Below are 23096 nucleotides of genomic sequence, written 5' to 3' on the forward strand. Positions count from 1 at the left end.
GAACGACCTGTTCCTGACGACCGACGCCTCAGCCAAAGGCCTCTGACATCCTTCAAGGCGGGGTTTGGTCGTCGCTGTTTCCTACGCACTCAGCCTCACTTATACCTTTATTTTGACATAGAGAGTATCACACGCCCAGAGGCAATCCCCGCCAACTCACGCGATACACACGCGGCACGGGTCTAACAATACCGGCAACCGAGGTTCCTGACTAATTCTCTCGCTGATGACCCCGTTGGGCGAGGCTCCTGTTATCAAATCATGTTAGAAGGATTCCGATTAGAGATGCCTAGCGGAGACGTCGACAACGACGGTGTCGACGAGTATGGCGTGTTCGAGGGCAACGTCGGGTTGCGCATCGAGCAAGGAACAAGAACGGGTTTCCTCGTCGAGTCCGGTGGCGGCCTCACCGGTTCGATTAACAGTATCGTCGTCGACTGGTGGGAAGAAAAGCAGGGCGAGCAACTCTCTGGGGATGGGAAGCGCCAGGGCTGGTATCTCGACCTCGGAGCCGGCCAGCACTACGCCGAAATCTCGTTTCGCGGCTTCGAGGGGTCGGATGGCCAATGGGGAAGCTCACCCGACCCGGCTGTCCAGACCGCCGCGTCAGCGACCGGCGCGCATCCGACCACCCAGATGCAGGTGTTGGACCGGTATCTCCAGATCTGCACTGTCGACAGCAAATCGCCGGCCACCCTCCACGTGGGGGAGTACTCCGATGCAGGTCGGTACGGCCCGCTGGAGGTCGTCATCGAAGACCCATCGTTTACCTATGACGTCGAAGAGCCCTCGATCTACGATGGCTCCATAACGTTCTTGGAAGCGATGACGCTCGGAGAGTTCTACGACGCCCACGAACAGCAACAGCACTGACCGGTTTTCACACAGACGATGTCCAACACGTACGTCTACACCCTTGTCATCCCGAACAGCGCACAGCAAGCCGGCGAGCAGCGCCAGCGGCGTGCCGTCGCCGCCAGTAACGCCCTCTCCGGGTCGACCCCGGCCGTCGAATCGGTTGGTTCACAACCCGGTGAACGGACACTCCGTGGTCAGTACCGTGGCGCACTCGCCAAGAAGATGGGCCGTGAACTCGCCGAGCTCTCCTCGGCGGGCGATGTCGAGACCGTCCCGATCTACACCGACACAGCCGACGGTCTCCGGGGGTACTACGCCCTGGAGGAGTTCGGCGTCGGCAACGTCGACCCGCGCTTCGGGGAGGCCGTCGCGTTCGACGGCCGTATCACGAAGAAGGGCACCTCACAGACTCACTGGCGAGCAACCCAGACGAATCCCGGCGAGGTGGTGAATCCCTTGGGCAACGATTTGACCGCCGAGGTCGGCGTCCCGGCGGCCGCCACGAAGGTCCGGTGGCTCGACGAGTCGGCGGGCAAGGTCGAACCGGCAACCATCCTCGAAACACGCTCGGGAGAGTTCGGCGACGTCGACGTCGTCGACGCGACGGCGTCGTCGTTCGAGGACCCGACGCTCATCTTCGAGCTCGACTACGCGGAGGAGGGCAAGACCGATCCAACGGCGTGGGACGACCGTGGCGTCGCGAAACTCTCCGATGAGGACGTGCTCCAGTGGGCGCGAGTGTTCGACACCGGACACGAGTTCGAGGGCAGTCTTGTCGTGGACAACGGATTAATCAGATTACAACTCGACGAGACTAGTGCTGGCCTGTCAGAGGCACACTGGGATGGCGCGGCGTGGTCGGACGCCGCGCTCGGCCCGAATCCAGACGGCTGGACGTTGTTCGATGCTGATCTTCGTCGCTGTGGTACTGACCGCGTCGAGGCTCGCTGTGAGTTCGTCGACGACGCTGGCTCGTTCTACACGCTCAACGCGACGGTCGCCAGAGGCGCAGACGCTGTCCGCTGGACCCGCCCTGAGAACGCCACCAAACCGACTCCGACCTCGCTGAAAGACTACCTTGTGCCGACAGCGTCGGCTATCGCGATGGACGCCGGTGCAACCGACGTACTGGTCGCGAGAGATGAGGTGGCCACATGACGTCCAATTCTCGGACAATTCCCGACCCAACCGATAGCACCGACCCGGCAACTGAACGCGTCGTCGTCCAAGCGGTGATCGAACGCGTCGGCGAGAGCGAGCATGAGTTCCGCTATTCGTTCGACCACACCGATACGCCACCGGCGCTCACCGAGGCGTTTCAGGAGTTCCTCAAGACAACGTTCGGCGTCGACACCTCGACTGTTGAGGGTGGTCCGAAGATCGTCGCCGACCTTGACTCACTACCGGCCAAGGCCGACCCGTCTGTTCGACCGAGCCCACCGACAGAGGCGGAGCTTCGAGCAATCTTCACCCGACGAGGTGAGTCCTAATGGTCGAGCAGACTTGGAGCTCCTTAGGAGAGTACACGTGGCAGGTCCCATCGGGCGTCGAAAGCGTCGAGGTTGACCTGTACGGCGCTCAGGGCGGCAAGTCCAGCGGTGGCCTCGGAGGGCATGTCGCAGGGACACTCCCGGTCACCCCCGGCGAGACGCTCACCATCCGCGTCGGTGGACAGGGGGCGACGAAGAGCGGTGGGTACAACGGCGGCGGAAACGGCGGGGAAGGTCACGGCTCCCCGGACGGTGCGGGCGGTGGTGGGGCGAGCGACATCCGACAGGGCGGAACAGCGCTCGCCGACCGTGTGGTCGTCGCGGGCGGCGGTGGCGGTAGGACGTACTACTCCCGGAACGGCGGCGACGGTGGGGCGGACACCGGGCAGACGGGACAGGGTGGCCCAGAGCCAGGCACCGGTGGAACCCAGAGTGCCGGTGGTGAGGGCGGAATCGACACCGGTGGCAACGGAGAAGACGGCTCGTTGGGAGACGGTGGTGACGGCGGGTCTAACTCGTCAGGATACGACAACCACGGTGGCGGTGGTGGCGGTGGTGGATACTACGGCGGCGGCGGTGGTGGGTCGTACTTCCAAGACCCCTCGACCGGCGGTGGTGGGTCCAACTATGACGATGCACTCACGACCGTCTCGGCAAACGAACGCGGGACGGCCCCGGGCGGTGCCGGGGAGGTCACTATCTCCTACACCGAGGCACCAGCGGTCCCCGATAACGTCGACCTCACGTACGTTGCCGACGACCAGTTGGACCTCTCGTTCGACGCCGACCGCTCGGCGGGTCCCGTTGAGGGGTACCACGTCGAGATTAGAAGGGACGGTGGGGCGTGGATGAGTGCCTCGCCGGCAGGGGTCGCCGACGTGACCGACGACGGCTCGGCGACCTACACGGAGTCGTACGGTCCGGGCTCCGACCAGCCGTACGAGCAGGTCGTCGGTGTGGACTCCTCGTTTCGGTTCCGCGTCAAGGCGTACAACACCGACGGCTCGGGCGATGAACAGAGCAGCGGGTGGGCGCTCAACGGTGGCGGGTCGGTCAAGACATCGTCGGTTGCCCCCCACGACCCGCAGATAACCCGCCCCGACGGCGACACCATTGAGGTGTCATGGGAGCGCCGGACGGACGTACCGGACTACGTGAAACTACAGGCCCGCCGTGACACCGGGAGTGGCTGGGAGTCGTGGACCGGCGTTGGTAACTTCGGCCACGATACCGGGGCGTGGGGCGACGGTCTCGACGAGGACTGGGTGAACAGCGGCGCGGCCAAGGGCGAGCGAAAGACGATTCGGTGCGTCGTCGGCCACCCGTATCACAGCGTCGGCACCGACTATTTCCAGCGCGACGCCCGCTATCAGTTCCGACTCCGGAGCGTCCGCCGGACGAACGACGCCACCAACGCGGACCTCATGAGTGATTGGGTCTACGTCGAGCCCGACCCGTGGGGGGCCGGGTCCATCATGGACGACTCGTTCGACAGTGGCGACCTCTCAGGGTGGACCGCAAAGTCCAGCGACGGGACCGACGGGTTCAACGACCCCGACAGCGGGCTCTACACGGACGACTCGTTCATACAGGCGGAGAATTGCGGCATCACCGGCCCGGACGACGGGTCGCACTACCTCGCGCTTCAGAGCGACGACCGCGTGTCCCGGACCCTCGGGGACCTCACCGGTCACAGCGACGTATTGGTGTATGCGAGTATGGCGACTGGCTCTATGGACTCCGAGAACATCGGGCAGTCGGCGCATGTCCAGTGGTCGCCGGACGGCGGAAGCACGTGGACGACGCTTAAGTCGAACCAATGGGAGTACAACCGACAGGGATGGGTCCAACTCGCCTGTCGCGTCCCCGATGCCGACCTCGGCACCGACTGCGTGTTGCGCCTCCGCGGGCGGGCCTACGCCGGCGACTCGGGCTGTTTCGACAACATCGTTGTTGCCACCCAGCGTCCCGAGTTGACCACCCCGAGCAAACCCGCCGACCTGTCGGTATACCTCGACGGACGCGGGACCGTCCAAGCGGAGTGGACGAACACCATGACGTTCAACGCGGGCGGTGCGAATCAAGGATTACTTTACCGCGGAGGCGAGCAACTCGCCAAGGAGGTTGGCGGCAACCTCGACGAGGCGACATTTACTGGGCTCGACGACGGAGCGACCTACGAGGTTCGGGTCAGTGCGTACATCCGCCGGTACAACGCCGACGGCTCGAAGCTGTTTTTCAACTCCGGGGTGGTGAGCGACACTACCACGACGTATCTCCCGTCGCCGTCGGACCTCGCCGTCGAGGACGTGCAGCAGGACGTGGTGGACCTCTCGTTCATCGACAACGCCGCCGAGAAGGCGGGCTACCGGGTCTACGCCTCGCGCGAGCAGCCCCCCGCCGAGCTGTCCGCCCCGGGCGAAGACGGCGGGGCGTTCACCGACGACCCCAACCGCTTCGACCTCTCGGGGGACATCACGCTCATGGCGACGGTCACCCCCGACGTCATCGGGCCGGACGACGGCAGCGGGCCCGAACGGACCGGCATCATGGGGACGCACTTCAACCTCGACTTCGCGGTCAACATCCGGACAGCAGGAGGGTTGCAGGCGTACCACGGCAACCGCGACGGCGAGAGCCCGGTCCACGACGCGACACAGTTTCCGTGGGCGGTCATGGAGGCGGGGACGACCCGTCGCTTCGTCCTCGTCCGGTCGATGGACAACACCCCCAATGGTGAGTGGTCGGTGTACGTCGACGGCGAGGCGAGCCCGAACAACCCCACCCAAGCGGACGTCGAACCGGGGACGGGCGACGAGCCGTTGGCGGTCGGGCGGTCGTATCTGGGGGCGGTTCGCGGCACCATCCGTAACGTCGCCATCTACGACCGTGCCATGTCCGAGAGCGAGGCGCTCGTCAACTCGGTCATCGGGACGACCCCGCCCGCCGAAGAGGCTCGGCGGTACTACTACCCGCTCGACAGCCTCGAAGACCGGTCGGGCTACGGCAACGACCTCTCGCTGTACTCGGCGGGGACGGGCGGTATCACCGGGGCGGGCTACACACAGGTCGGGTCGGACCTTCCGCCCACTGGAGCATACCGGTTGAACGAATCCGGGACCGACGACAGCCTCTCCAACAACAGCCTCGACGCCGGGGGACTCTCCGAGCTCACCGTTGTTCACGAGTTCGCGGTCGACGGTCCGTCGAACGACGACAACGGCTACCCCCGGATGTTCTCCATGGGGGGCACCGAGTCATGGGCGCAAGCCGAGTCGGACGAAATCATGGTCCGGTTAGGCGGAAACGCCGATGCGGGGGGTAGCAACCAAGTGATACTCAACATCCCACTCGAATACGGGACGCCTGTTCGGTGGGCGCAAGTGTACGTTGACGGCGGTAACCCCTCCGTCACCGGCTACCTCGACGGGGAGGTGGTGGATACGGACGACAGCTACGGCGGCACCACCCGCGTCCTCTCTCCTCACATCCTGTCGAACGGTAGCTACACGCGGACCATGAACGGGAGGACCGGGCGGCTGTGGGTGTTCTCCCGCGCACTCTCGTCATCCGAGATAACAATGATTCACCAAGGCAACGGCGGCAGTGTCGACCCCACGGGACTGATAGCGGCGTACGAGATGGGGGAAGGAGACGGCGATTCGGTCCCCGACCAATCGGGCAACGGACACAGCCTCACGGTGAACGGCGGTCGGCAGGTGCCACCGATGTATCCGATAGGGTTCAGCACCCCGCCGCTGTTGGACGGCGAGCGGTACACGTTCACCGCTGAAACGTACTCGGCAGACGGACAGGAGGGACGCGACTAATGCCAATCACAGCAACCACAGAGCTTCGAGATATCACCGACCGAACGCTGGACTCGTCGACCGAGGACCAGCTGAGCCACAGCTGGGACGTTCCGACGGGGCTGGACTACGGCGACGTCCGGGTGCAGTACCGCGTCAGCGGCGAGCAGACGTTCATCCCCGTCACCGAAAACCGGTTCGGCGGGAGGTGGAACAACGACGTGACCGAGTTGGGGGCGGCCGACGGGTTCGCCGCCGTCGGCGAGATAACAACCACCAGCGGCACGTACAACGACATATTCACCAGTCAGTTCACGACGGACTCGCTGAACCTCCCCGCCGATACAACGGTGTATATGACCTTCTACGCGAAGTGGCCCCAGCGTCCGAAGTGGGGGGCAGAGGGGGAGTGGGTCGTCGACCCCGAGCCGGACTCCGACCGCTATCAGCGCTACGTCCTCCGGAACGACGCGCAGAACGCCCGTGATGAGTTCTTTCGGCTGTACTACGCCGACAAGACGACCGGGTTCACCACACGAATTGCAAACCCCTCGGTGATGGTGTCTGAGCCGCTCAACGCGGTGACCAACGGGACGAGCGTGACACTCGGGAGGCTCGTAGACGGTGAGAAATACGACGTTCGCTCCCGGGTCGAGACTGAACACGTCACCGGGCCGTGGACGACGCTCAACGACATCACCGCGATGCCGTCCGTCGGAAATATCGCTATCGATGCAGCCGAAGAGGCGAGCGTCTCGCTGTCCTGGTCGGACCGTGTGGACAACGAAGACCACTACGTCATCCAGCGAGCCGAACAGGTCGCCGGCAGCTATGGACTGGTGGAAGACGTCGAGACACTCGGCCAAGGCACGACGAGTTACGTAGACAACAGCTCCCGTCCCTCTACCACGTATCAGTACCGGGTTCAAGCTCAAACTGAACACCGGTCATCGACGAGCACGTGGGCCGAGACGACGACACCATCGACAACCCAGGGGCAGCGCCGAGCGCCCCGGCGGGGGTGGCACGTCGAGGTTGTCCATCCGTCGACGGGCCGTATCATCCGGCCGAGCGTCGTCGGCGAGCCCGAACGGGAACCGGCGGTCAATGACCTTCCCCGTATCCGCATTCCCGTCCCTCGCGACGAAAAATGGCTCGCCGACGAGTGGGACGATGCCGAACTCCGCGTCTGGTACGACGGTGAGCGCCAGCCCATCGAGCGCCTGGAGGCGACGTTGATCACTCCCGAGTCAGTAGTGCTGGAAGGGCGCGGCGGGCTCGACCTCCTGGAACGAGTCACCGCCGAGTTCGACGTCGAGGAGGCACACGTCGCCGCCGAGTCGCTGCTGACTGACACCGTTGGGGCAGACGTCGACGTCGTCGTCGACGATCCAGCGCTTGGCGTTCGCGAGGACGAGATTCTTCAGGACGCCAACGGCGAAGCCGGCATCCGCGACCTGCTCGTCGACGCGATTGGCGAGACCGACCCGCTCGCGTACCAGAACGACCGGCTCGAACAGCTCCCCGTCTCGTACATCGTCGAGACCGAGAACGCGGACACGCTGGACTCCTCGAGTGCGGTCATCGACGAGACACAGGACTGGAGCGCGAACGGGGCGGCTCGGCTCAACAGCATCGACGGACGGATTCGCCACACGTTCACCACAGAGTACACCATCCCCGAAGAGCACGTCCGGGTGCTGTTTCGGTCCGGGTCAGCTGACTCCGACGCGCTGAACGTCTCGTGGCGACTCGACGGTCAGGAGGTCGGTAACATCACGTTCGCCGACGGCATTGGGAAGAACCTGAACTGGGGGTACGCTTCAGACATCTCCGGGCCAGGGTGGACCGGTGGTGACCTCCAGCCCGGTGAGCACACCGTTGAGGTGTTCGTCGATGACTACTCCTCGGGCCAGGAGTGGTACTCCGACGTTCTCGGCATCGTCGATGCTCGGTACGTCGGGAACGCCAGCGGCCTCGACAACACCCGGGACGGCAACTACATGGCCGATCCGCCGCTGTTCGCAACCGACTGGAAACTGGAGTTCGAGGACGCCGTCGTCACGAAGGCCATCGACGAGGCGACCGCGACGCTCGACCTCGGCGACGATACCGGCCAGACGCTTGAACTCTCGTTTGACGATGGCGTGTCGTGGTCCTCGGGTGGAGCGCCGACCCACACAGCGACGAACGGCTCGCTGTCGAATCAGGTGCGACTCCGCACAACGTTGACGGCGACCGGCACGAACGGCGGGCAGACACCGACGGAGAACTACCAGGGCAACCACCTCGCGGGCTTCGAGCTGCGAGGCGATATCGACGAGACGCCGCTTGTCGTCGAACGTTCCTACGATGGCTCGTTACTCGACGCGCTCCGGGACATCGCCGACGTCTCCTCGTCGGCGTTCGAGTTCCGGTGGGATGACGGCCCGGCGGTCCACTGGACCCGCATCGGCCAGCGCTCCTCTACTGTGGACGTTGACCCGAGCAACTACGACGTCCAACGGAGTCGCGAGAACCTCATCGCGAGCGCCGAGGTGCATGGTGCTGCCCAAGCCATCGTCCGCGAGCCAATCACGGCAGCCGTCGGTCAGGCGGTCGCGCTCGACCACGGTCTCGTCCAGGAGGGCTCGGTGAACGTCTACGACCCCGACACAGACGAGGTGTTTGAGGAGGGTCTGGACTACTCGGTCGGGTATCGCGAAGGAATCGTGACCGCTCACGGGGAGGGAACCCTCGCTGACGGTCAGCTAGTATTGGCCGACTACAGCTATAAGCCGCGCGGCAGCTACACCGCCGAGGGTGTCACGGGCCGAGAGATCGTTCGGGACGTCCCCGGTGCGACCAACGACCGGATGTGTGAGCAATTGGCCGAACGCCTCGTTGAGGATTTGTCTGTGCCGCAGGTCGAAGCTGAGGTGACGCTGCCCGTGTCTTCGACGGGGTGGTCGGTCATCGACGAGCTCTCGATTCCGGGTGTGCCCATCGGCGAGTCTTTGCATCTTCGCCAGGCTCGGTTGGTGCCAGGCCAGACGTCGCTGACGCTCGGGACACGCCGAACGGTCTCCGAAGCGGTTCAGCAGCTCCGTGACCGCATCCAGACGAATTCTCGCCGGGTCTGAGCGGTGGTGGGGACTCACCGTGGTGAGTCTGTAATCAGAATGAGGGCGAGGACTCCCTGCAGTGTGCTTACCAGCCTCGCCCTCAGTCGTTTTCTTTGAGTAAGTGTGAATAACTGTTATGATTGCGCCGGGGTTCCACTCGCCAATCACTTCGAGAGTTAAGGCCAACCAACCTGAAGGTCGCACTGTTACACTCATGACAGCCCAGAACAAATTCTCTGATGGGACTGGAGACTGACCATTCGTTCAGGATATCGAGGCTATTCCGTCTGAATTTCTAGAGATTCGCAATCAACCAAGGCGAAGCTGTAGAAATAAACTGATTGGGCAGATACTACCATTCTTGTTTGAAAATCTCTAGAAATATATAAATCAATTGTACATACCACAATATATATGGCAGAGTAAATTCTCGTATTGAATGAGGTGGGACTCCCTCAAATTGCCAACCCACCTCTTCTGGAAAGTGTTCCTGCGATTGATATAGCGGGCTGTCTCACCGTTGACTGAGTGAACACTGCGTCTCCTGAGCAGTGACTCCGTCGTCTCGCGCATAGAACACGCTGTTCCACTGGACGTCTACCTATGTTCGCCATCACTATCCCCCGAGTCGCATCGCTCATTCACATCGCTCCGCTGCTGCTCACCGCTATTGGCATCATCCTGTGGCGACGTGAGCTTCGCGACGCAGACGATGATTGGATAGAATCGCTCCGTCGTACCTGGTAGCCTCGGCTGCATCCGTATCTCGAACTGGTCGGTGGGTACGGGTGTGCGTTCACCGGGGAGGACCAGTACGTCGGAACGGTCGACCTCGACGAGGAAGCACTGGAGCGAGAGTTAGTCGCGATGGGCTTCGAGCGGAACATCGTAGCGGCGTTGAAGAGCCGTGCGAATGGAGATATCTCGGAGGAATCGTGGGCGCTCCGCGAGTCGTTCTTTGCTTCGTGGCAACTTCACCTCACGCTCTACAGCGGCGAGGGTGGTGTCGACGTGTATGCACACTGGGAGCGATCGCGGCGTCGACATCCCTGGAAGCATCTGGACAACGTAGGGTTCAACGCGAAGAAGGGTGTGCAAATGACGCGAAGTCGATTTGCCAACCGTGGCGTCCGTATTGAGCCAGAATGGTCGTAATCAACGGGCATCTCCGACACTGAACAGCACCAAATGAGTCCAGATAGTGCCATTAATAATTATGAAAATATACGTCAGCGAGAGACTTTTCAATATGCAGTTACGAAGGGCGCTATGGGGAATGACGGACCCGACAAAGAGACGGTGAAAAGTGCAGTGAAATTTTTCGGTCTGTTCGTACTGCTGGTAGCGATTTTACTTGTTGCTCAAGGTGATATCCCTGCAGATTCCCTGGGGCCCATTGCGGATTCGGTTGGCGAAGCCGTTTCGTGGTAGCGCCGCGGTCTACCGGCCTTTGGATGGGCGCTGTTCCACTCGGATTGCTGTGGAAACCACCCATATTGAGAAGAGACCAACAGCGATAGCCGCGAAACCAGTTCGGATTGGTGTGTGGCCACCAGTCGCGACTGCGACTGTCGCCGCCAACGTTGCGACGCTACTGAACAGACAGACAAGCTTCGTCGACTCGTCAATCATCCGGGGAACTCCTTGACGTTGCCACACTGGTTGCACTGGACCATCGTCTTCGAGGAGACGCCCTCGATCTCTCCCTCGTCCCACCCGAGGAGTTGGAGGTGGCGTGTTTGGAGGTGCGAATGCATCCGAAGTTGGTCGCTCGCGGGTCGACCACACTCCGGACACTCAGTCCGATACTGCTGCGGGCGATCACTGTCGTCGTGAACCTCGCTCATCTATCAACGACCGAGACCTATTGGCACATGAGTGTGTTGGTCAGTCTACCAGTGTGGCAATCAGTATTTCCATATATTTCCCACTGAATCCCAACAATACCCACTGAATCCCAACCTATGGTTCGTCTGACAAGCTTTTATTATCGGGCAGCAGCGAGGGCGGATATGAAAGCTCTCGATACTTTCATGGGACTCGGACCGACCGGCAAAATCGCAGTATCAACAGTACTCGCACTGCTAGTCTTTGGGACCGCTGGATATGCCCTCATCGTCATGGGGATGTTGATTCTCGTAGATATCGTTATCGACGATATTCTGTAGCTCAAGTCATCTCAATAACGCATTTTCGGCTTTGACTACTTGCTGGAACTCAGCAGTAGTTCCACCGGAATCGGGGTGTCGTTGCTTTTTCAGTCCGCGAGCAGCGGCACGGACTACGCCGTCGTTCGCGTCCGGTGCGACACCGAGGACTTCGTGCGGAGCGCGTTGTCCACCCGATCCAGCAACGACGACGTCCTCGTTCCCACTCGGGAGGCGGGCAGCCGCAAACTTTGAGTCACCAGTGACGACTGGCCGTTGGCTACGCATCCGAGTCTCGTGGACCCAGAGATAGACCGTCCGGACGTTGTCGTGGAGTCGGTCGTAGCGGTCACACGCGACAGCGAACTGCTCGCCGTCCTTGCTCCACCGAAGGACGAAGCCTGGGTCGTCGGGATTCGCGTTGTGAAGTGGGAGGCCCCTCGACTTGGTGTGCTGGTTACCGATGCTTGACCGCCACTCGTCGGGTTCGAGGCGGTCCAGTTCGGTTTCGAGATCGCTGGTTGTCTGTCCGAGTGTCGTCTGGAACTTGTTGTTGCGCTCGCGCTCACCAGCGGGTGTCCGCTTGAATCCAGCGGGCTACTCCAGACTACTCATCGGTCTCGCAGACTGCGTCTCGTAGTTCATCCGCAAGCCCAGAGTGGACGTCGTCGAGAAGCTCGAGGTCAGATTCCAGCGCTTCGATCTTGTTTCGGACTCGACTCACGACTCGGTAGCGGTAGTTATCCGACACGTCCGCATCCCCTGAGAGGATTTCGCGTTCGCGCTCAGTGAGAATACCTCGGTACTGGTCATCGACCATTCCTGAATTGGCTTTCCCGTGGCTCATACATGACTGTATTCAGTCGCATCTACCAAGTAGTTACTGCACCCAGTAACACTTATGTGACTATAGGTAGTAACTACTGATGAGGAACACGGGACGCCTCGCAGGAAGTGAGGGCGGTGTTGGAGCACCGAACCTCGTGGTTCTCATTGGAGCAAGAACCAATGGCAACGAAAGTCACCAACCCAGAAAGCCTTTCGGAAGTACAGCAGCGCAACCTCCGCACGACCCGCCACACGGTCATCTACGAGGACGCCGCCGAGGCGTTCGAGAACTCGCTCTCGCGGACGCTCGGCATCGACATCGAGGGTTCGACTCACCACTTTGACGCGCACACGAAGACGGTCACCGTCGTCGCGATGGATGGCTCGGTTGAGCGTGTCGAGGAACTCGCTGCCCAGGGACGAACCGTCGCGGAGTGGGACGCCTACGTCGCTCACGAGCGCGGGTGGCTCTGATAGATGGGTGAAGACTATGGCCAGAGTTTAGAATTCGTCCTGTCTGTCAAGCAATAGGCACTCCTGAACGCATCGAAGAGCACGACTGCCCTGAGTTTCTCAATCATTGAAGGCGGAGAACTACTTAATGATCGGCTGGGTTGAGCTGGAGTCTTCGGTGTATCTCATTCACCAAAAACGATACTAACAAGTCTGGGGAAATGATTTCATCTACCTATTGACTTGATGCTATTCGCTCACGTTGTAGACCCCTTGCTGCAGACACTTGCCAATCTGTGCGCCCAGGCGGGAACACCAACGTGGTGGACTCCAACGCCTGAGCCTAGTTCATCAACGTTACCTGACTCAACAGTCACTGGAGTTATCGTTTCAGCATTTTCAGCTATCATCGTCTATACCGCAAGGCAATATTGGGAGGCAGCAAAGCTGCATGAAGCCCTTGTTACTGAAGTCAGTCAGATGGATGGCCTCAAGCAGTGCGCTAACCAGATGAACCGGGTTTCGGAACCTGCATCGCGCGATTTGAAACCAGAAGATATGCCGGCTACGGGGACGATCCCAACAGTCATCTACGAAAACAATGCGGGGAACGTTGGCCTACTTAAGACCTGGCGTAATCCTGCTGAACTCTCGGATGTTGTCTCGTTCTACTCTGAAGTCTTAAGATACAAGTCCATCATTCAGCGTATTGGCGAGGGGGAAGAAGTATCTAACACCAACCAGGAGGATTTGTACGATCATATCGAGACTATTTCAGAAGTCCGCTATAGAATCGTCGAAAACGAAGAGTTTGAAGCCCCATTAATTGACCACGACTCCGATGATGATTCGGAGGAGGATGGCGAGTAGCATTATAGCGCCGCAACTCTGTACTGGTATAATGTAGACGTAAGAATTATTGGAAGTAGCGTCGGACAATCACTATGATAGTCCCTCGTCCGCATCGTAGCGAACATCCCCGTGTCGTATTGAGGGGGTAGAAAATGGTTGACGATGTATCTGACTTCCTCGAAGTTGGTGAAAAGCACTTTGAGAACCACCAACAGTTGGCAAATCACATTAATCAGAAGTACACTAGTGGTTCCATAAAAGGCGAGTTTAATATCATCGGTGCGATCAACAACCTCGGACATACCGATGGGGTAGAAGACAGCAAGCAACATTTCATGGACTTGCTTGCGGATGAGTTCCAGATGCTCCACTCGTCTGGCGATTTATACCGGATATTCACAACCGTTGATGATGACCCAATGTACAGCTACGTCTGGGCAGATTCGGACGCCCCGATCTTCCTAACGACTGCAAACAAGACAGATCAGATTCCTCAGACAATCCAGCGATTTCTCCACACTAAACACGGGGTTGGACGCCTCATGCTTTCGAAGCGTGAAGTGGATGGAATACGGAAATCGCTGTCGAGTAGGTTTGATAATCTGGTAGTCCCATATTTCAGCGCTCGACGATCCAGAGATTCACTGATTGGTGCTCAGCGCCGGCCAAACGTTGATCGCTCAATTCAGTACCGTGCAATTGATGGATTGGCAACTTATCGAGAAATGCGGTACAACTACGGCATTCTCCCTCAGATAATGACGTTTAAACTCCCCGGGATGTTTAAATTCAGGGTCAAATCAGATGGGACCTTTGTCCACCAGCACGGAACATTCCACCAAGTGTGGGATGCTTTCCAAAATCAAATTGAGAGAGTCAATGCGATGAAAGAGTGTGCAAACACAGGAGGGTTCACTGCAAACCAGACCTCTCGATTCCGTGAGGAAGGATTCTCTATTAGCACACCATGGGGAATACAAGTCGAAAAGGGAATCGACGCCAGTCACATCGAGACGCTCCCAGAGCAACTTGAAGATGACTTCTGGGAATTCAGCCTTTCTGAATACTATGTCAATCCAGAGAGTGATATTTTTGATGCCGAGTTGATTGATGATACCACAAGAGAACGAACGACGATGAAGACTCGTGGGAACCAGATTAGAATTTTCCCCCGTGAACTCACAGACATCGACCAGTCTATTCGACTCTTCAATTTCGTGAGCGATCACTTTGAATCGGACTGTACCCCTGTTAAGATTGTATGAGAGATCTGGAGCCCTTTGATAAGGACGGCGTCCTTGACCAGATCGCGAAAAATCAGCGAAAAAAGTTTGATAAACTGTTCGCTGAGAAATATCGAGCTATCGACGAGGAGTTTGCAATAAACAGCTATAAGACAAATTGGGAGTCGACATCCGAACAGCAGTACAGGCTCTTTCGCGACGTTGTAAACGCATTCTCGCCAAACCAGTCTGCACACGGTAGCAATTCTGGTTTCGAAGCTACAATCGCTAACCCCTTAGCAGAGTTTGGAGACAGTGGGGCGGATGTCTTACTGGCGATGAGTGCGCCTACTGGAGTTCACCTCTGCTTTGTTTCATGTAGAGTCAGCGGTGAGCGATACGAAGAGTGGCGACAGGAGGTGGCCAGAACCGAAGCCCTCATCCAACCGGATGACCACAGAGAAGAGCTCAAACGGCAAATCGAATGTTCTGACCTAAGAATTCGTACAGTTCAGCATTTGACATTGACGAGAGCAGAGGACGTCTTTGACATTGACATGGATGTAATGAGAACTGGTACGCCGAACTTCTATGCAATTTGGGAGCTAATTGAATCTGTCGTCCCACCAGAGGTTGGAGATGAGGGGTCTGATGAAGAAGTTGAGCGTACAATTCGGCACAGAGAAGGCCACATTGAACACTCAGACTTAGCAGACATAGGTCGTGAGGGGATTGATACAATGGGTGCTGTAAATTACGACCTCAAGTATTGCTTGAACACTCATCCCATAATTCCAATTGGTGAGGTTTGTCTAGGCATATATCTGGACAACACGGGCAAAGAAGAACCGAAGGAATTCTTTGAGGGTGCGTTCGAAGAGGAATATCGAGAGCACGTGTACTTTGGAGAGGACCGGGACGGGCTGGACGATATAATCGACACGAAGACAGGCAACCTCCTTGACACTGCGCTTGAGTATGGGATTGTCACGGACAATCCTGATGACCTGAAAGAGAGAGAATACCGCATACAATGGGAATCTGACGAAGCAGGAGACATCAAGAAGATGGTGAAGAGGAAATTTTTCAAATCAAAAGCTCCCCAAGAGATGGGCGAACTAGCATTCCAGCGGGCTGTTGATGAGTTCGACTCAGATCAGTTGGGTTTCGGGGATTTCGACTGACGGATGTCGAAACCCTTCAAGAGCCGGAGGCAAACGAAGACCGACTCATCTGTACGCTAATAGTCGGCACTACCATGAGACTGGATTCGTGGAAAATTGTCCGTGGTGGACCTAGCTACCAGTCGTTCTCAAGTTCGTAGACACGGTACTCGAGACTGTCGACACGATCTTCTAGTCCCTCACCTTCGTCCTCCAATTTCTCTTCAAGACTATCGAGCCTTCTGGGGAATTCGTCCTCAATTTGGGCCATCGGGTAGCTCGCACCTTCTTTCTTTGAGTAGTACGACTCCACCATGCCCTCCTTTTCGATTGTCCTCATCTCAACCTGGCTCTTCCAGTCCATCCGATCTAAGCCAGCGGCGATGTACGAGATTTGTAGGCTCTCGTCGCCGCGGATGGTCTGCGGGAACACCTCGGGGGTCTCTTCTGCCAGTCGCTCGGCGATTTCTTTGACGGTGAACGCACAGTCTGGATTTTGGTCGAAGAACTGGAGAAGGAACACTTCGGTCCAGTCTTCCAGGCGAGCATTCCTCCATTCCTCGGAACCGGTGTCGATTGGCATACTATATTGAATTTAATTGTCTGTAATAAGTTCTGTGGGCACACCCTCTCCTTAATCACTCTCGTGCTAACCAAGGATGCAGGTTAGAAATCTAATTGATTGGTTAGGAACTAACCCGGAAGAATCGGAAACGGAATCGGAAACCGGCTCTCGCTACGAATCACACTGTCAAGCGCGTCTCTCCGCGGGATCGTGTGACTGCTTCTGGTGGTTTCGGAAGCGACCCCCTGAGAGCTATCAGTGAACCAGCCATCCGCTGTGACATGATTACGGACCCTCGCGTCCTCGAAGAGGACTTCGTTCCCTCCGAGATCGCCCATCGTCACGACGAGCTCGAGAAGCTCTCCCACGCTGTCCGGCCGGTCCTCCACGGCCAGCGCGCACCGGCGAGTCTCGTCACCGGTCCCTCTGGAGCGGGCAAGACGTGTCTCTCGCTGTTCGTCGCTGAGCGGGCTGGCGAGCAGGTCGACCACCCGTTTTTCACTCGGGTGATGGGATGGGAATCTCGTCGAGAAGTCCTCCAGCAGATCTGTCGGTCACTCGCTCCCGCCGTCGAGACGACGTCGCGGTCGGCTGGGGACTTAGAGCGATTCATCCGGGACCGCGTCGACCGTGACCATCCGCACCTGGTCATCATCGACGAGGCCGACCAAGTCCCTGACGACATCCTCCTACAGGTGCTGTATGAGATGCCGGGCATCGGGCTGTCGCTGGTGGGCAACCACCGCCAGGACATTCTCGCCGATCTCCCCGACCGCATCCAGTCGCGACTCACGCCCTACGAAGAGGTGCAGTTGTCTCGCTACTCCACAGAGCAACTGGTGGACATCCTTGACGCACGGGTCAACCAGGGGTTCGTCCCCGGCTCGGTGAGCGTTGAGCAGATCGAACGTGTCGCTCGCGCGGCAGATGGAAACGCGCGGTCGGCCATCGGGACGCTCGCGATGGCGTTCTCACAGGCGAACCTGCACGACCACGCCTCGATCCATGACGAAGACATCGACGCAGCGCTGCGTGACGTGGATGGTGAGTTGCGCGAGCGAGCGATGGATCGGTTGTCTGGTCACCACCGAGTGTTGTTCGACATCGTCGTGAACGCCGGGACGGAGGTCGCAGCGACCGACGTCTATGAGCGCTACGAAGCACGGGTGAACGAGCCCATGAGCAATCGACAGGTACGGCGGTACATGCAGAAGCTCGAAGAGTACGGATTTATCGAGTCTGGGGGAGAAAACCGTTGGCGGACCTACCAGGTGAAAGAGTGAGCGTTGGCTCCTTGTACAGATGTATCCGTTTTGAATACGCCTCTAACCGTCATATTGTGCTTTCACCAGTTTGCCGTCATGTTCTGAATCTCTGCCGTTACTCTTTTTGATGAGTTTTACCTTTTCTAGAATTCCCTCATAGTCTTCATCTCCAAACCCCCGAGAAATTTTGATATTCTCACTATCCTCTGGGGTCCTTGCTTCAGTGCTATTACGTTCGTCAATGCCTGTATTTTCCTTTATGTGTTCTATGCTCTGCTCCAATCGGTCTACCTTCGTGGTTAGCCTTCCGACAGACTCAAGCATCTCTGCAAGCCCCTTGTCTGTCGGATCTCCACTTTCCCGCAGTGATTTCAATTCGGCCGATTGAGATATTGGGTTTTCAGATATTGAATCCCCCTCCTTTATTGACAACAGATGGCCTTTGATCTCATCTCTTGCACGAGCGGCATCTGCGACATCCAACCCATAATAGATAGCTCGAAAGTCGGAAATATCAAATGGGATTGATTCACCTGATGTGATTAGAGAAATATACGGTTCTCCTGTAGCGTGTCTCACCGCGAGTTCATAGAAGACGTTTGGATTGTGGTCTGTCAGGTCCGCAACTACCAGTTCGCTCTCAACAGTTTTATCGATAATTTGATTAGTGATACTTCCTGGCTCTTCCAGTTCGTCGGCTCTTGTAACAGAGTATCCGAATTCAGAAACGGCCTCCTCTACGATGAACTCTTTAACCTTATTTGACCGTTCACGGACTTCGCTTCCTTCATCGCCAATTGGTGCAATAAAGAAGCACTCTTTCTCGTCACTCATCTTAGTATGTTAATAGTAATCTCACGTCTAATAGTATTTCCTGCTAAAGATTCAGTGAGCACATCCAGATTAGCTCTCGGAAACAACTATGTCCGAGATATTTCGGTTCTTCCGTTGTGTTCTGAGGCAATTTCCAAACAATTAGCTCTCTCGGACATCTCGGACACCACCCCTCCAGCCCCATTACACGGTGATTCGATTGTCAGAGTATGCGTTACGAAACAGGGATGGCGCAGCGTCGATACATCGCAGGAGGTCGATTCGCCGGCACGCCACTTCGTGGGGGTACCACGTTCGAAGTGCCACTCACCGAACTCGGCGTCACCGACCGATTCGCGCCAGATCGCGTCTCTGTCGACCTCCGGCGCGGTCCGTTCGAGGTAAACCTCCAGATTCGCTCAGCAGTCGAGGTGTTCCGATTCAGCGTCGAGGACGGCGTGGCCGAACTATCTGAACGAGATTGTGAGCGCTCGTCCGAACGGACCCGCTGCTGGCTCCGGGCGGTGCTGAGATACGTGGATATCGAGGAGCAGTGGGATTAGAGATGGCTGGGTGGAGGGCTATCGGCGATTCAGTCAGCCGCTTGAACCGCCGGACTCGGGTTTCCCTCATCAGCGCTGTCGATTGGTTCCTCGGCCCAATCTCGCATGAGGCGACGAATCATCTCGCTGCGGGTAATATCCCGGTCCAGTTCGCCACGAGCCTTCATCTGAATCATCTTGTCCTCGAACTTATCGAGAAGTTCGTCGGGAATGACGATGCTCGTGTTGGCCATGTTGGTATGCTGGTATGCTGGTATCATAAGTGTCTAGGAAGCTGTGAGGTTGACAAGCTGCCAGTGCTGGTATGGTACCAGCAATATTAAGTAGATGCTATTGGTATGATACCAATGATGGTAGGGACTCAGAACCTCGGCGTGACGATGCCTCCCGAGATGGTCGAGGTTATCGACCAGCGCCGCTCTAGCACGAAACCTCGTAGTGAGTGGATTAGGGAGGCTGTCGAAGCGCGTCTCTACCTCGAAGATTCTGACGAGTGGGAAGAACTCGTTCAGGAGCTGGAGGTGAGCACAGAGAATTGAGCAGGTGCTCGCTCGTGCTATCGTGGCAGGAGTGGAGCGCCGTGGTGGTTCGTAGTCATGATGTCCACGACGCTCGGTTCGATGGTTGGCCCTTGCGGGCATAGTTTCACGGCCCGAATAGACTGGGATTCGACCGAAACCCGACGTTTCGACCCCCTGACTTCGACTGGACCCTCGCGGCGCTCACCAAGGAATCGCCCGCAGAACACCTCGCGACTGCAGCGCCGGACCCTCACTCGCCAAAGTGCGTCCGGCGCTCGGTCGCGGGCTCTCTCGCAGTTTGATGAAACCGAGAGCCATGACGCAAAACACCAACACAGCAGTTAGCAGTATCGACTCAGACCACCAGCAGACGGAGGCCGCCGATGCGTGATATCGAGCGCCGAGCAGCCCGCGCTGTGAACACCCTCCGACCACAGATGACCACGCGTGGGCGTGCCCCTGCGACCACCAACGACGTCGAGTACGTCACCGTCAACTGTGACGACGGCTCGGTCGTCTTCCTCTCACAGGAACGCGCCGATGCGGTCGAACAACTCCGCGCGAACGACAACGTCACTGACCTCCAGATTCCGCTGTTGGAGGGCATCGCGACGAACGTCATCGTCGACGTGGAGGACCTCCGATGAGTACTGGTGTCCGCCTGCCCCCGAGCAGTGACGACCCACTCGCCGACCGACTCGCCCAACTCGCTCACGAGACCGAACACCCAAGCATCGAACGCGTCGCCCGCGAGGCGATGGGGATGCGGGCAGTCCCGACCGCGAGCGACCACCTCTCGACGATCACCCACACCGACGGCTGGCTCGTCGCCAGCTTCGACGTCGATGACCAGCCTGTGTTCATCCGTCGCTGTCCACCGCACTCCGGGTTCGAACTCCTCGCGCCAGACGACGACGGTGAGTACGCCCGGACGAACCACGGTCGCTTCGGCGTCAAGGCGCTGTTCGAACGCCACGAGTCTGAGTGGCAGCTGTTCGGTGACGTCGAGGAGCGCTTCGCGAGCGCACGCGACGACCGCCGCTGGGGCGAGGGCGTTGTCCAGTGAGCACCTCCCCCGTCAACGCCCCTCGTATCGCACCCCACGCCAAGGTGCGATGGTGGGAGCGCTCAGCCGTGTCCTGCTCACCACAGGTCGGATGGCAAAGCGCCTGTCGCGTCACCGCGCTCGAACGCGAACTCTGTGCTGACGAGGTCCGCTACCACGTCGGTGCGGATGTCGTGTTCGTCCGTCGGGGGCTCACCGTCACCGGCGCACTCGCCGTCGACGAGAACCTGAACGCGACGGTCCACCGCATCGTTCGCGACCAGTTCGACCGACCAGGGGTCAACCAGTGACCCGCGTCCGCTACTGCCGTGCCTGCGGCCGGGACTCGCGATGCACCTGGCGCTGCGACGACTGCGGCCACGACCTCACCGACACGTCTCACCAAATCCGATTTCCGACCCGGCGGTCGGGAGACCTCGTTGACGTCGCGTTCCAACTGGAGTGTATGGGCTGTCGAGCCCTCCGCTCGCTCCCGCTTGCCTACAAGTTCGTCGGCCAGGTCATCCGCATCGGTTGTCCCCACTGTGACGAGCCGACCCGACACCGACCGACCGGTGACGACCTCCGTCGTCAGGGCATTCGGTTGTTCGGTCGTGAGGAGTCTCACCCGCTAACTACCCCGGAGGAGACCGGGGAGATTGTTGCCACTCTCACGTCATGAACGTCTACGACTCGACCACCAATCCAGAACGATACGTCCGCGAGAACCGTGAGAAGCTGGTGCGGGTTCTCCGTCACGGAAGTGACGAGTTTGCCCGCGCCTGCGCGTGGACGCTACTCGACGAGTACTGTGATGACGTCGCGTTCGAACAGATCGAAGAGGAACTCCGCCGCATCAAGGCAGGTGAGGCAGTCGCGTGACGATGGAAGTGGCTGCCCCCACGCCGTGCGCTGCCTCAGTCCTCGGCTTCGAGGGCGTCGGCAAAGCGTTTTGCGTGCTGGAGGAGTTCGGGGTTGTCCTCGAGCATTCCGATGATCTCCTGGCGGGTGTCGACGTCTTCCAGAAGTTCGGGATTCTCCTTGGCGAGTTTCAGGGTGTCCCGGCGGACCTCCCGCTCTTCGCGACGGATACGTTCGACCGCGCCGGCTTCGAGCGCCTGGCCACACCAGACGCACGCGTCGACGTCGTGGGGGTTGTCCCGATCACAGCGCGGACACGCGACCGGTGCGATGGGGTCGGGCTCGTCTTCCTCGACGTCGAGACCGTGGACCTTCGCGAGCTCGCGGTCGGAGTCCCCGGAGAAGACGGCCACGTAGCGAGCTGCGACTGTCGAGCCACGCGTCCAGCCGTGATGGTCCTCGATATGGGCCTGGTTCATTCCCTGACTGGCGAGGTGGCTCGCACTGCTCTTCCGGAAGTTCGTCAGCGTCACCGGTCGGGTCACGCCCGCACGCTCGGCGGCGCTGACGAAGACCTTCTTGACGGCGTTGTAGCTGAGGTCGTCGTCCTGGTGGAGTTTCGACCAGAGGTCCGAGGACTCGTCACCGGGGTGGTCGGCGAGCCAACGCTGGAGGAACGGAACGCTCGGGATGAGCGTCACCGACCGCTGGCCGGTCTTGCCGTCGACGGTGATCTGCAGGCCATGCGTGTGGTCGGTGACGTCACGGACCTGCAAGTCGCGGAACTCCCCCGAGCGCGTACCGGCGTCCCACGCGACGGCGAGCATCGCCTTGTCGCGGTTGTTGTGGCAGGTCTCGATCATCGGGAGGACGTGTTCCTCCCAGTGGAGCATCTCTCTGGGGTCGGGCTTCGGGTCGTAGTTCCGCGAGGTCTGGCCGCTCACCCACGCGACGGACTCGGGGACGTCCTCGCCGTCGGTGACGTGCTTGGCGAACACGCGCAGCGCGACGCGATAGTCGCGATTCGTCTCCTCGTTGTCGTACGTCCGGTTGATCCAGGTGACGACGCGCTTGGCCGCAGCCTCATCTTCGAGGACGGCAGCCAGTCCGTCGGTCTCCTCGGCGATGCGGACACAGTGTCGAAGCAACTTCTCATGTCGATGGTCAGAGTAATTTACGGACCGAACGAACAGCTCATCGGAGAACCGAATCAGGACGTCGCGGTCGGCCTCGACGAGATCCGCGCTGGTTTCAGCACGTTCTCGGAGTCGCTCAATCGCCTCGCTTGGGGCAGCCATGGGTTTGCCACTCACGTATATACTATAAGTTCAAGGATTTGCACCCGAGGTTCTATGCCCCCCACCGGCTCTTCTTACCCCGTCGAATCACGCCCGGAGACGAAGGATTTCTCCCGAACGACGAGATAGTCGTGCGGGCGAACCGACCGCCTTCGAGGGAGACGAGGAGTGGCCCTCCGACCCACTGGCGTCCGTCCTCGCAGAAGCCCGATACGACCGAGGAGATCAGGAGTGTCAC

General features: G+C 59.1%; 24 protein-coding genes. 18 read left to right on the forward strand and 6 right to left on the reverse strand.

The annotated features are described in order from the left end of the window. The first annotated feature begins 261 nt into the window (after nucleotides 1–261). From M1L36_RS04125 to M1L36_RS04150, 6 genes are all read left to right on the forward strand, one after another. On the forward strand, nucleotides 262–873 hold the full coding sequence (locus M1L36_RS04125) for a hypothetical protein (RefSeq protein ID WP_250872443.1): 612 nt from the start codon (nucleotides 262–264) through the stop codon (nucleotides 871–873). 18 nt (nucleotides 874–891) lie between these two features. Further along, complete coding sequence (locus tag M1L36_RS04130; RefSeq protein WP_250872444.1) at nucleotides 892–2016, forward strand: hypothetical protein; 1125 nt, start codon at nucleotides 892–894, stop codon at nucleotides 2014–2016. A 74-nt stretch (nucleotides 2017–2090) separates the two neighbouring features. Further along, nucleotides 2091–2348 (forward strand): hypothetical protein, encoded by a 258-nt coding sequence (locus tag M1L36_RS04135; RefSeq protein ID WP_250872445.1) that lies wholly within the window; start codon nucleotides 2091–2093, stop codon nucleotides 2346–2348. Next, nucleotides 2348–6178 carry a glycine-rich protein gene (locus M1L36_RS04140; protein WP_250872446.1) on the forward strand — a complete coding sequence of 1277 codons (3831 nt, stop codon included), beginning with the start codon at nucleotides 2348–2350 and terminating at the stop codon, nucleotides 6176–6178. Before M1L36_RS04135 ends, M1L36_RS04140 begins: the two co-directional genes overlap by 1 nt. Continuing rightward, nucleotides 6178–9279, forward strand: coding sequence for a fibronectin type III domain-containing protein (locus M1L36_RS04145; protein WP_250872447.1), 3102 nt, complete (start codon nucleotides 6178–6180; stop codon nucleotides 9277–9279). The genes M1L36_RS04140 and M1L36_RS04145 overlap by 1 nt, the downstream gene beginning before the upstream one ends. Nucleotides 9280–10128: 849 nt before the next feature. Then, nucleotides 10129–10416, forward strand: coding sequence for a hypothetical protein (locus M1L36_RS04150; protein ID WP_250872448.1), 288 nt, complete (start codon nucleotides 10129–10131; stop codon nucleotides 10414–10416). 473 nt (nucleotides 10417–10889) lie between these two features. Here M1L36_RS04150 and M1L36_RS04155 read toward each other — a convergent pair whose 3' ends face one another. Next, nucleotides 10890–11108, reverse strand: coding sequence for a hypothetical protein (locus M1L36_RS04155; RefSeq protein WP_250872449.1), 219 nt, complete (start codon nucleotides 11106–11108; stop codon nucleotides 10890–10892). A 165-nt stretch (nucleotides 11109–11273) separates the two neighbouring features. Here M1L36_RS04155 and M1L36_RS04160 point away from each other — a divergent pair, with 165 nt between their 5' ends. Continuing rightward, the gene (locus M1L36_RS04160) at nucleotides 11274–11429 is read left to right on the forward strand and encodes a hypothetical protein (RefSeq protein ID WP_250872450.1); all 156 of its coding nucleotides are present in this window, start codon (nucleotides 11274–11276) and stop codon (nucleotides 11427–11429) included. A 586-nt stretch (nucleotides 11430–12015) separates the two neighbouring features. On the opposite strand, the gene M1L36_RS04165 is transcribed toward M1L36_RS04160, so the two are convergent. Beyond that, nucleotides 12016–12228 carry a hypothetical protein gene (locus M1L36_RS04165; RefSeq protein WP_250872451.1) on the reverse strand — a complete coding sequence of 71 codons (213 nt, stop codon included), beginning with the start codon at nucleotides 12226–12228 and terminating at the stop codon, nucleotides 12016–12018. Nucleotides 12229–12416: 188 nt separating this feature from the next. On the opposite strand from M1L36_RS04165, the gene M1L36_RS04170 reads away from it, so the two are divergent. The 4 genes from M1L36_RS04170 (at nucleotide 12417) to M1L36_RS04185 (ending at nucleotide 15948) form a co-directional block, all read left to right on the forward strand. Next, nucleotides 12417–12710: a hypothetical protein gene (locus M1L36_RS04170; protein ID WP_250872452.1), complete on the forward strand. Its 294-nt coding sequence runs from the start codon at nucleotides 12417–12419 to the stop codon at nucleotides 12708–12710. A 252-nt stretch (nucleotides 12711–12962) separates the two neighbouring features. Continuing rightward, nucleotides 12963–13559: a hypothetical protein gene (locus M1L36_RS04175; protein ID WP_250872453.1), complete on the forward strand. Its 597-nt coding sequence runs from the start codon at nucleotides 12963–12965 to the stop codon at nucleotides 13557–13559. Between the two features lie 134 nt (nucleotides 13560–13693). Next, nucleotides 13694–14806, forward strand: coding sequence for a hypothetical protein (locus tag M1L36_RS04180; RefSeq protein WP_250872454.1), 1113 nt, complete (start codon nucleotides 13694–13696; stop codon nucleotides 14804–14806). Then, nucleotides 14803–15948, forward strand: coding sequence for a hypothetical protein (locus tag M1L36_RS04185; RefSeq protein WP_250872455.1), 1146 nt, complete (start codon nucleotides 14803–14805; stop codon nucleotides 15946–15948). The genes M1L36_RS04180 and M1L36_RS04185 overlap by 4 nt, the downstream gene beginning before the upstream one ends. Nucleotides 15949–16063: 115 nt before the next feature. Here M1L36_RS04185 and M1L36_RS04190 read toward each other — a convergent pair whose 3' ends face one another. Then, nucleotides 16064–16510, reverse strand: coding sequence for a hypothetical protein (locus tag M1L36_RS04190; protein ID WP_250872456.1), 447 nt, complete (start codon nucleotides 16508–16510; stop codon nucleotides 16064–16066). 263 nt (nucleotides 16511–16773) lie between these two features. Here M1L36_RS04190 and M1L36_RS04195 point away from each other — a divergent pair, with 263 nt between their 5' ends. Next, a complete protein-coding gene (locus tag M1L36_RS04195; protein ID WP_250872457.1) occupies nucleotides 16774–17775 on the forward strand; it encodes a Cdc6/Cdc18 family protein in 1002 nt (333 codons plus the stop codon). A gap of 42 nt (nucleotides 17776–17817) precedes the next feature. On the opposite strand, the gene M1L36_RS04200 is transcribed toward M1L36_RS04195, so the two are convergent. Continuing rightward, nucleotides 17818–18591 carry a hypothetical protein gene (locus tag M1L36_RS04200; protein ID WP_250872458.1) on the reverse strand — a complete coding sequence of 258 codons (774 nt, stop codon included), beginning with the start codon at nucleotides 18589–18591 and terminating at the stop codon, nucleotides 17818–17820. 299 nt (nucleotides 18592–18890) lie between these two features. Here M1L36_RS04200 and M1L36_RS04205 point away from each other — a divergent pair, with 299 nt between their 5' ends. Next, on the forward strand, nucleotides 18891–19133 hold the full coding sequence (locus M1L36_RS04205) for a hypothetical protein (protein WP_250872459.1): 243 nt from the start codon (nucleotides 18891–18893) through the stop codon (nucleotides 19131–19133). Nucleotides 19134–19162: 29 nt separating this feature from the next. Here M1L36_RS04205 and M1L36_RS04210 read toward each other — a convergent pair whose 3' ends face one another. Continuing rightward, a complete protein-coding gene (locus tag M1L36_RS04210) occupies nucleotides 19163–19366 on the reverse strand; it encodes a hypothetical protein (protein ID WP_250872460.1) in 204 nt (67 codons plus the stop codon). 114 nt (nucleotides 19367–19480) lie between these two features. On the opposite strand from M1L36_RS04210, the gene M1L36_RS04215 reads away from it, so the two are divergent. The 5 genes from M1L36_RS04215 (at nucleotide 19481) to M1L36_RS04235 (ending at nucleotide 21581) form a co-directional block, all read left to right on the forward strand. Beyond that, a complete protein-coding gene (locus M1L36_RS04215; RefSeq protein WP_250872461.1) occupies nucleotides 19481–19672 on the forward strand; it encodes a hypothetical protein in 192 nt (63 codons plus the stop codon). A gap of 365 nt (nucleotides 19673–20037) precedes the next feature. Then, nucleotides 20038–20301, forward strand: coding sequence for a hypothetical protein (locus M1L36_RS04220; RefSeq protein ID WP_250872462.1), 264 nt, complete (start codon nucleotides 20038–20040; stop codon nucleotides 20299–20301). Next, nucleotides 20298–20720, forward strand: a complete 423-nt coding sequence (locus M1L36_RS04225; protein WP_250872463.1) for a hypothetical protein — start codon at nucleotides 20298–20300, stop codon at nucleotides 20718–20720. Before M1L36_RS04220 ends, M1L36_RS04225 begins: the two co-directional genes overlap by 4 nt. Next, the gene (locus M1L36_RS04230; RefSeq protein WP_465262085.1) at nucleotides 20717–21010 is read left to right on the forward strand and encodes a hypothetical protein; all 294 of its coding nucleotides are present in this window, start codon (nucleotides 20717–20719) and stop codon (nucleotides 21008–21010) included. The genes M1L36_RS04225 and M1L36_RS04230 overlap by 4 nt, the downstream gene beginning before the upstream one ends. A gap of 367 nt (nucleotides 21011–21377) precedes the next feature. Continuing rightward, the gene (locus M1L36_RS04235; protein ID WP_250872465.1) at nucleotides 21378–21581 is read left to right on the forward strand and encodes a hypothetical protein; all 204 of its coding nucleotides are present in this window, start codon (nucleotides 21378–21380) and stop codon (nucleotides 21579–21581) included. A gap of 35 nt (nucleotides 21582–21616) precedes the next feature. Here the strand turns inward: M1L36_RS04235 and M1L36_RS04240 are convergent, their stop codons facing one another. Beyond that, the gene (locus M1L36_RS04240) at nucleotides 21617–22858 is read right to left on the reverse strand and encodes a tyrosine-type recombinase/integrase (RefSeq protein ID WP_250872466.1); all 1242 of its coding nucleotides are present in this window, start codon (nucleotides 22856–22858) and stop codon (nucleotides 21617–21619) included. Nucleotides 22859–23096 lie beyond the last annotated feature (238 nt).

The sequence above is a fragment of the Halomarina rubra genome, assembly GCF_023699475.1.
Classification (GTDB): domain Archaea; phylum Halobacteriota; class Halobacteria; order Halobacteriales; family Haloarculaceae; genus Halomarina; species Halomarina rubra.

What these genes read in the sequence shown, in the direction of transcription:
- M1L36_RS04125 (WP_250872443.1), top strand. Translation starts at nt 262, where the DNA reads ATGTTAGAAGGATTCCGATTAGAGATGCCTAGCGGAGACGTCGACAAC.
- M1L36_RS04130 (WP_250872444.1), top strand. Translation starts at nt 892, where the DNA reads ATGTCCAACACGTACGTCTACACCCTTGTCATCCCGAACAGCGCACAG.
- M1L36_RS04140 (WP_250872446.1), top strand. Translation starts at nt 2,348, where the DNA reads ATGGTCGAGCAGACTTGGAGCTCCTTAGGAGAGTACACGTGGCAGGTC.
- M1L36_RS04145 (WP_250872447.1), top strand. Translation starts at nt 6,178, where the DNA reads ATGCCAATCACAGCAACCACAGAGCTTCGAGATATCACCGACCGAACG.
- M1L36_RS04150 (WP_250872448.1), top strand. Translation starts at nt 10,129, where the DNA reads ATGGGCTTCGAGCGGAACATCGTAGCGGCGTTGAAGAGCCGTGCGAAT.
- M1L36_RS04155 (WP_250872449.1), bottom strand. Translation starts at nt 11,108, where the DNA reads ATGAGCGAGGTTCACGACGACAGTGATCGCCCGCAGCAGTATCGGACT.
- M1L36_RS04160 (WP_250872450.1), top strand. Translation starts at nt 11,274, where the DNA reads ATGAAAGCTCTCGATACTTTCATGGGACTCGGACCGACCGGCAAAATC.
- M1L36_RS04165 (WP_250872451.1), bottom strand. Translation starts at nt 12,228, where the DNA reads ATGGTCGATGACCAGTACCGAGGTATTCTCACTGAGCGCGAACGCGAA.
- M1L36_RS04170 (WP_250872452.1), top strand. Translation starts at nt 12,417, where the DNA reads ATGGCAACGAAAGTCACCAACCCAGAAAGCCTTTCGGAAGTACAGCAG.
- M1L36_RS04180 (WP_250872454.1), top strand. Translation starts at nt 13,694, where the DNA reads ATGGTTGACGATGTATCTGACTTCCTCGAAGTTGGTGAAAAGCACTTT.
- M1L36_RS04185 (WP_250872455.1), top strand. Translation starts at nt 14,803, where the DNA reads ATGAGAGATCTGGAGCCCTTTGATAAGGACGGCGTCCTTGACCAGATC.
- M1L36_RS04190 (WP_250872456.1), bottom strand. Translation starts at nt 16,510, where the DNA reads ATGCCAATCGACACCGGTTCCGAGGAATGGAGGAATGCTCGCCTGGAA.
- M1L36_RS04195 (WP_250872457.1), top strand. Translation starts at nt 16,774, where the DNA reads ATGATTACGGACCCTCGCGTCCTCGAAGAGGACTTCGTTCCCTCCGAG.
- M1L36_RS04200 (WP_250872458.1), bottom strand. Translation starts at nt 18,591, where the DNA reads ATGAGTGACGAGAAAGAGTGCTTCTTTATTGCACCAATTGGCGATGAA.
- M1L36_RS04210 (WP_250872460.1), bottom strand. Translation starts at nt 19,366, where the DNA reads ATGGCCAACACGAGCATCGTCATTCCCGACGAACTTCTCGATAAGTTC.
- M1L36_RS04215 (WP_250872461.1), top strand. Translation starts at nt 19,481, where the DNA reads ATGATGGTAGGGACTCAGAACCTCGGCGTGACGATGCCTCCCGAGATG.
- M1L36_RS04220 (WP_250872462.1), top strand. Translation starts at nt 20,038, where the DNA reads ATGCGTGATATCGAGCGCCGAGCAGCCCGCGCTGTGAACACCCTCCGA.
- M1L36_RS04225 (WP_250872463.1), top strand. Translation starts at nt 20,298, where the DNA reads ATGAGTACTGGTGTCCGCCTGCCCCCGAGCAGTGACGACCCACTCGCC.
- M1L36_RS04235 (WP_250872465.1), top strand. Translation starts at nt 21,378, where the DNA reads ATGAACGTCTACGACTCGACCACCAATCCAGAACGATACGTCCGCGAG.
- M1L36_RS04240 (WP_250872466.1), bottom strand. Translation starts at nt 22,858, where the DNA reads ATGGCTGCCCCAAGCGAGGCGATTGAGCGACTCCGAGAACGTGCTGAA.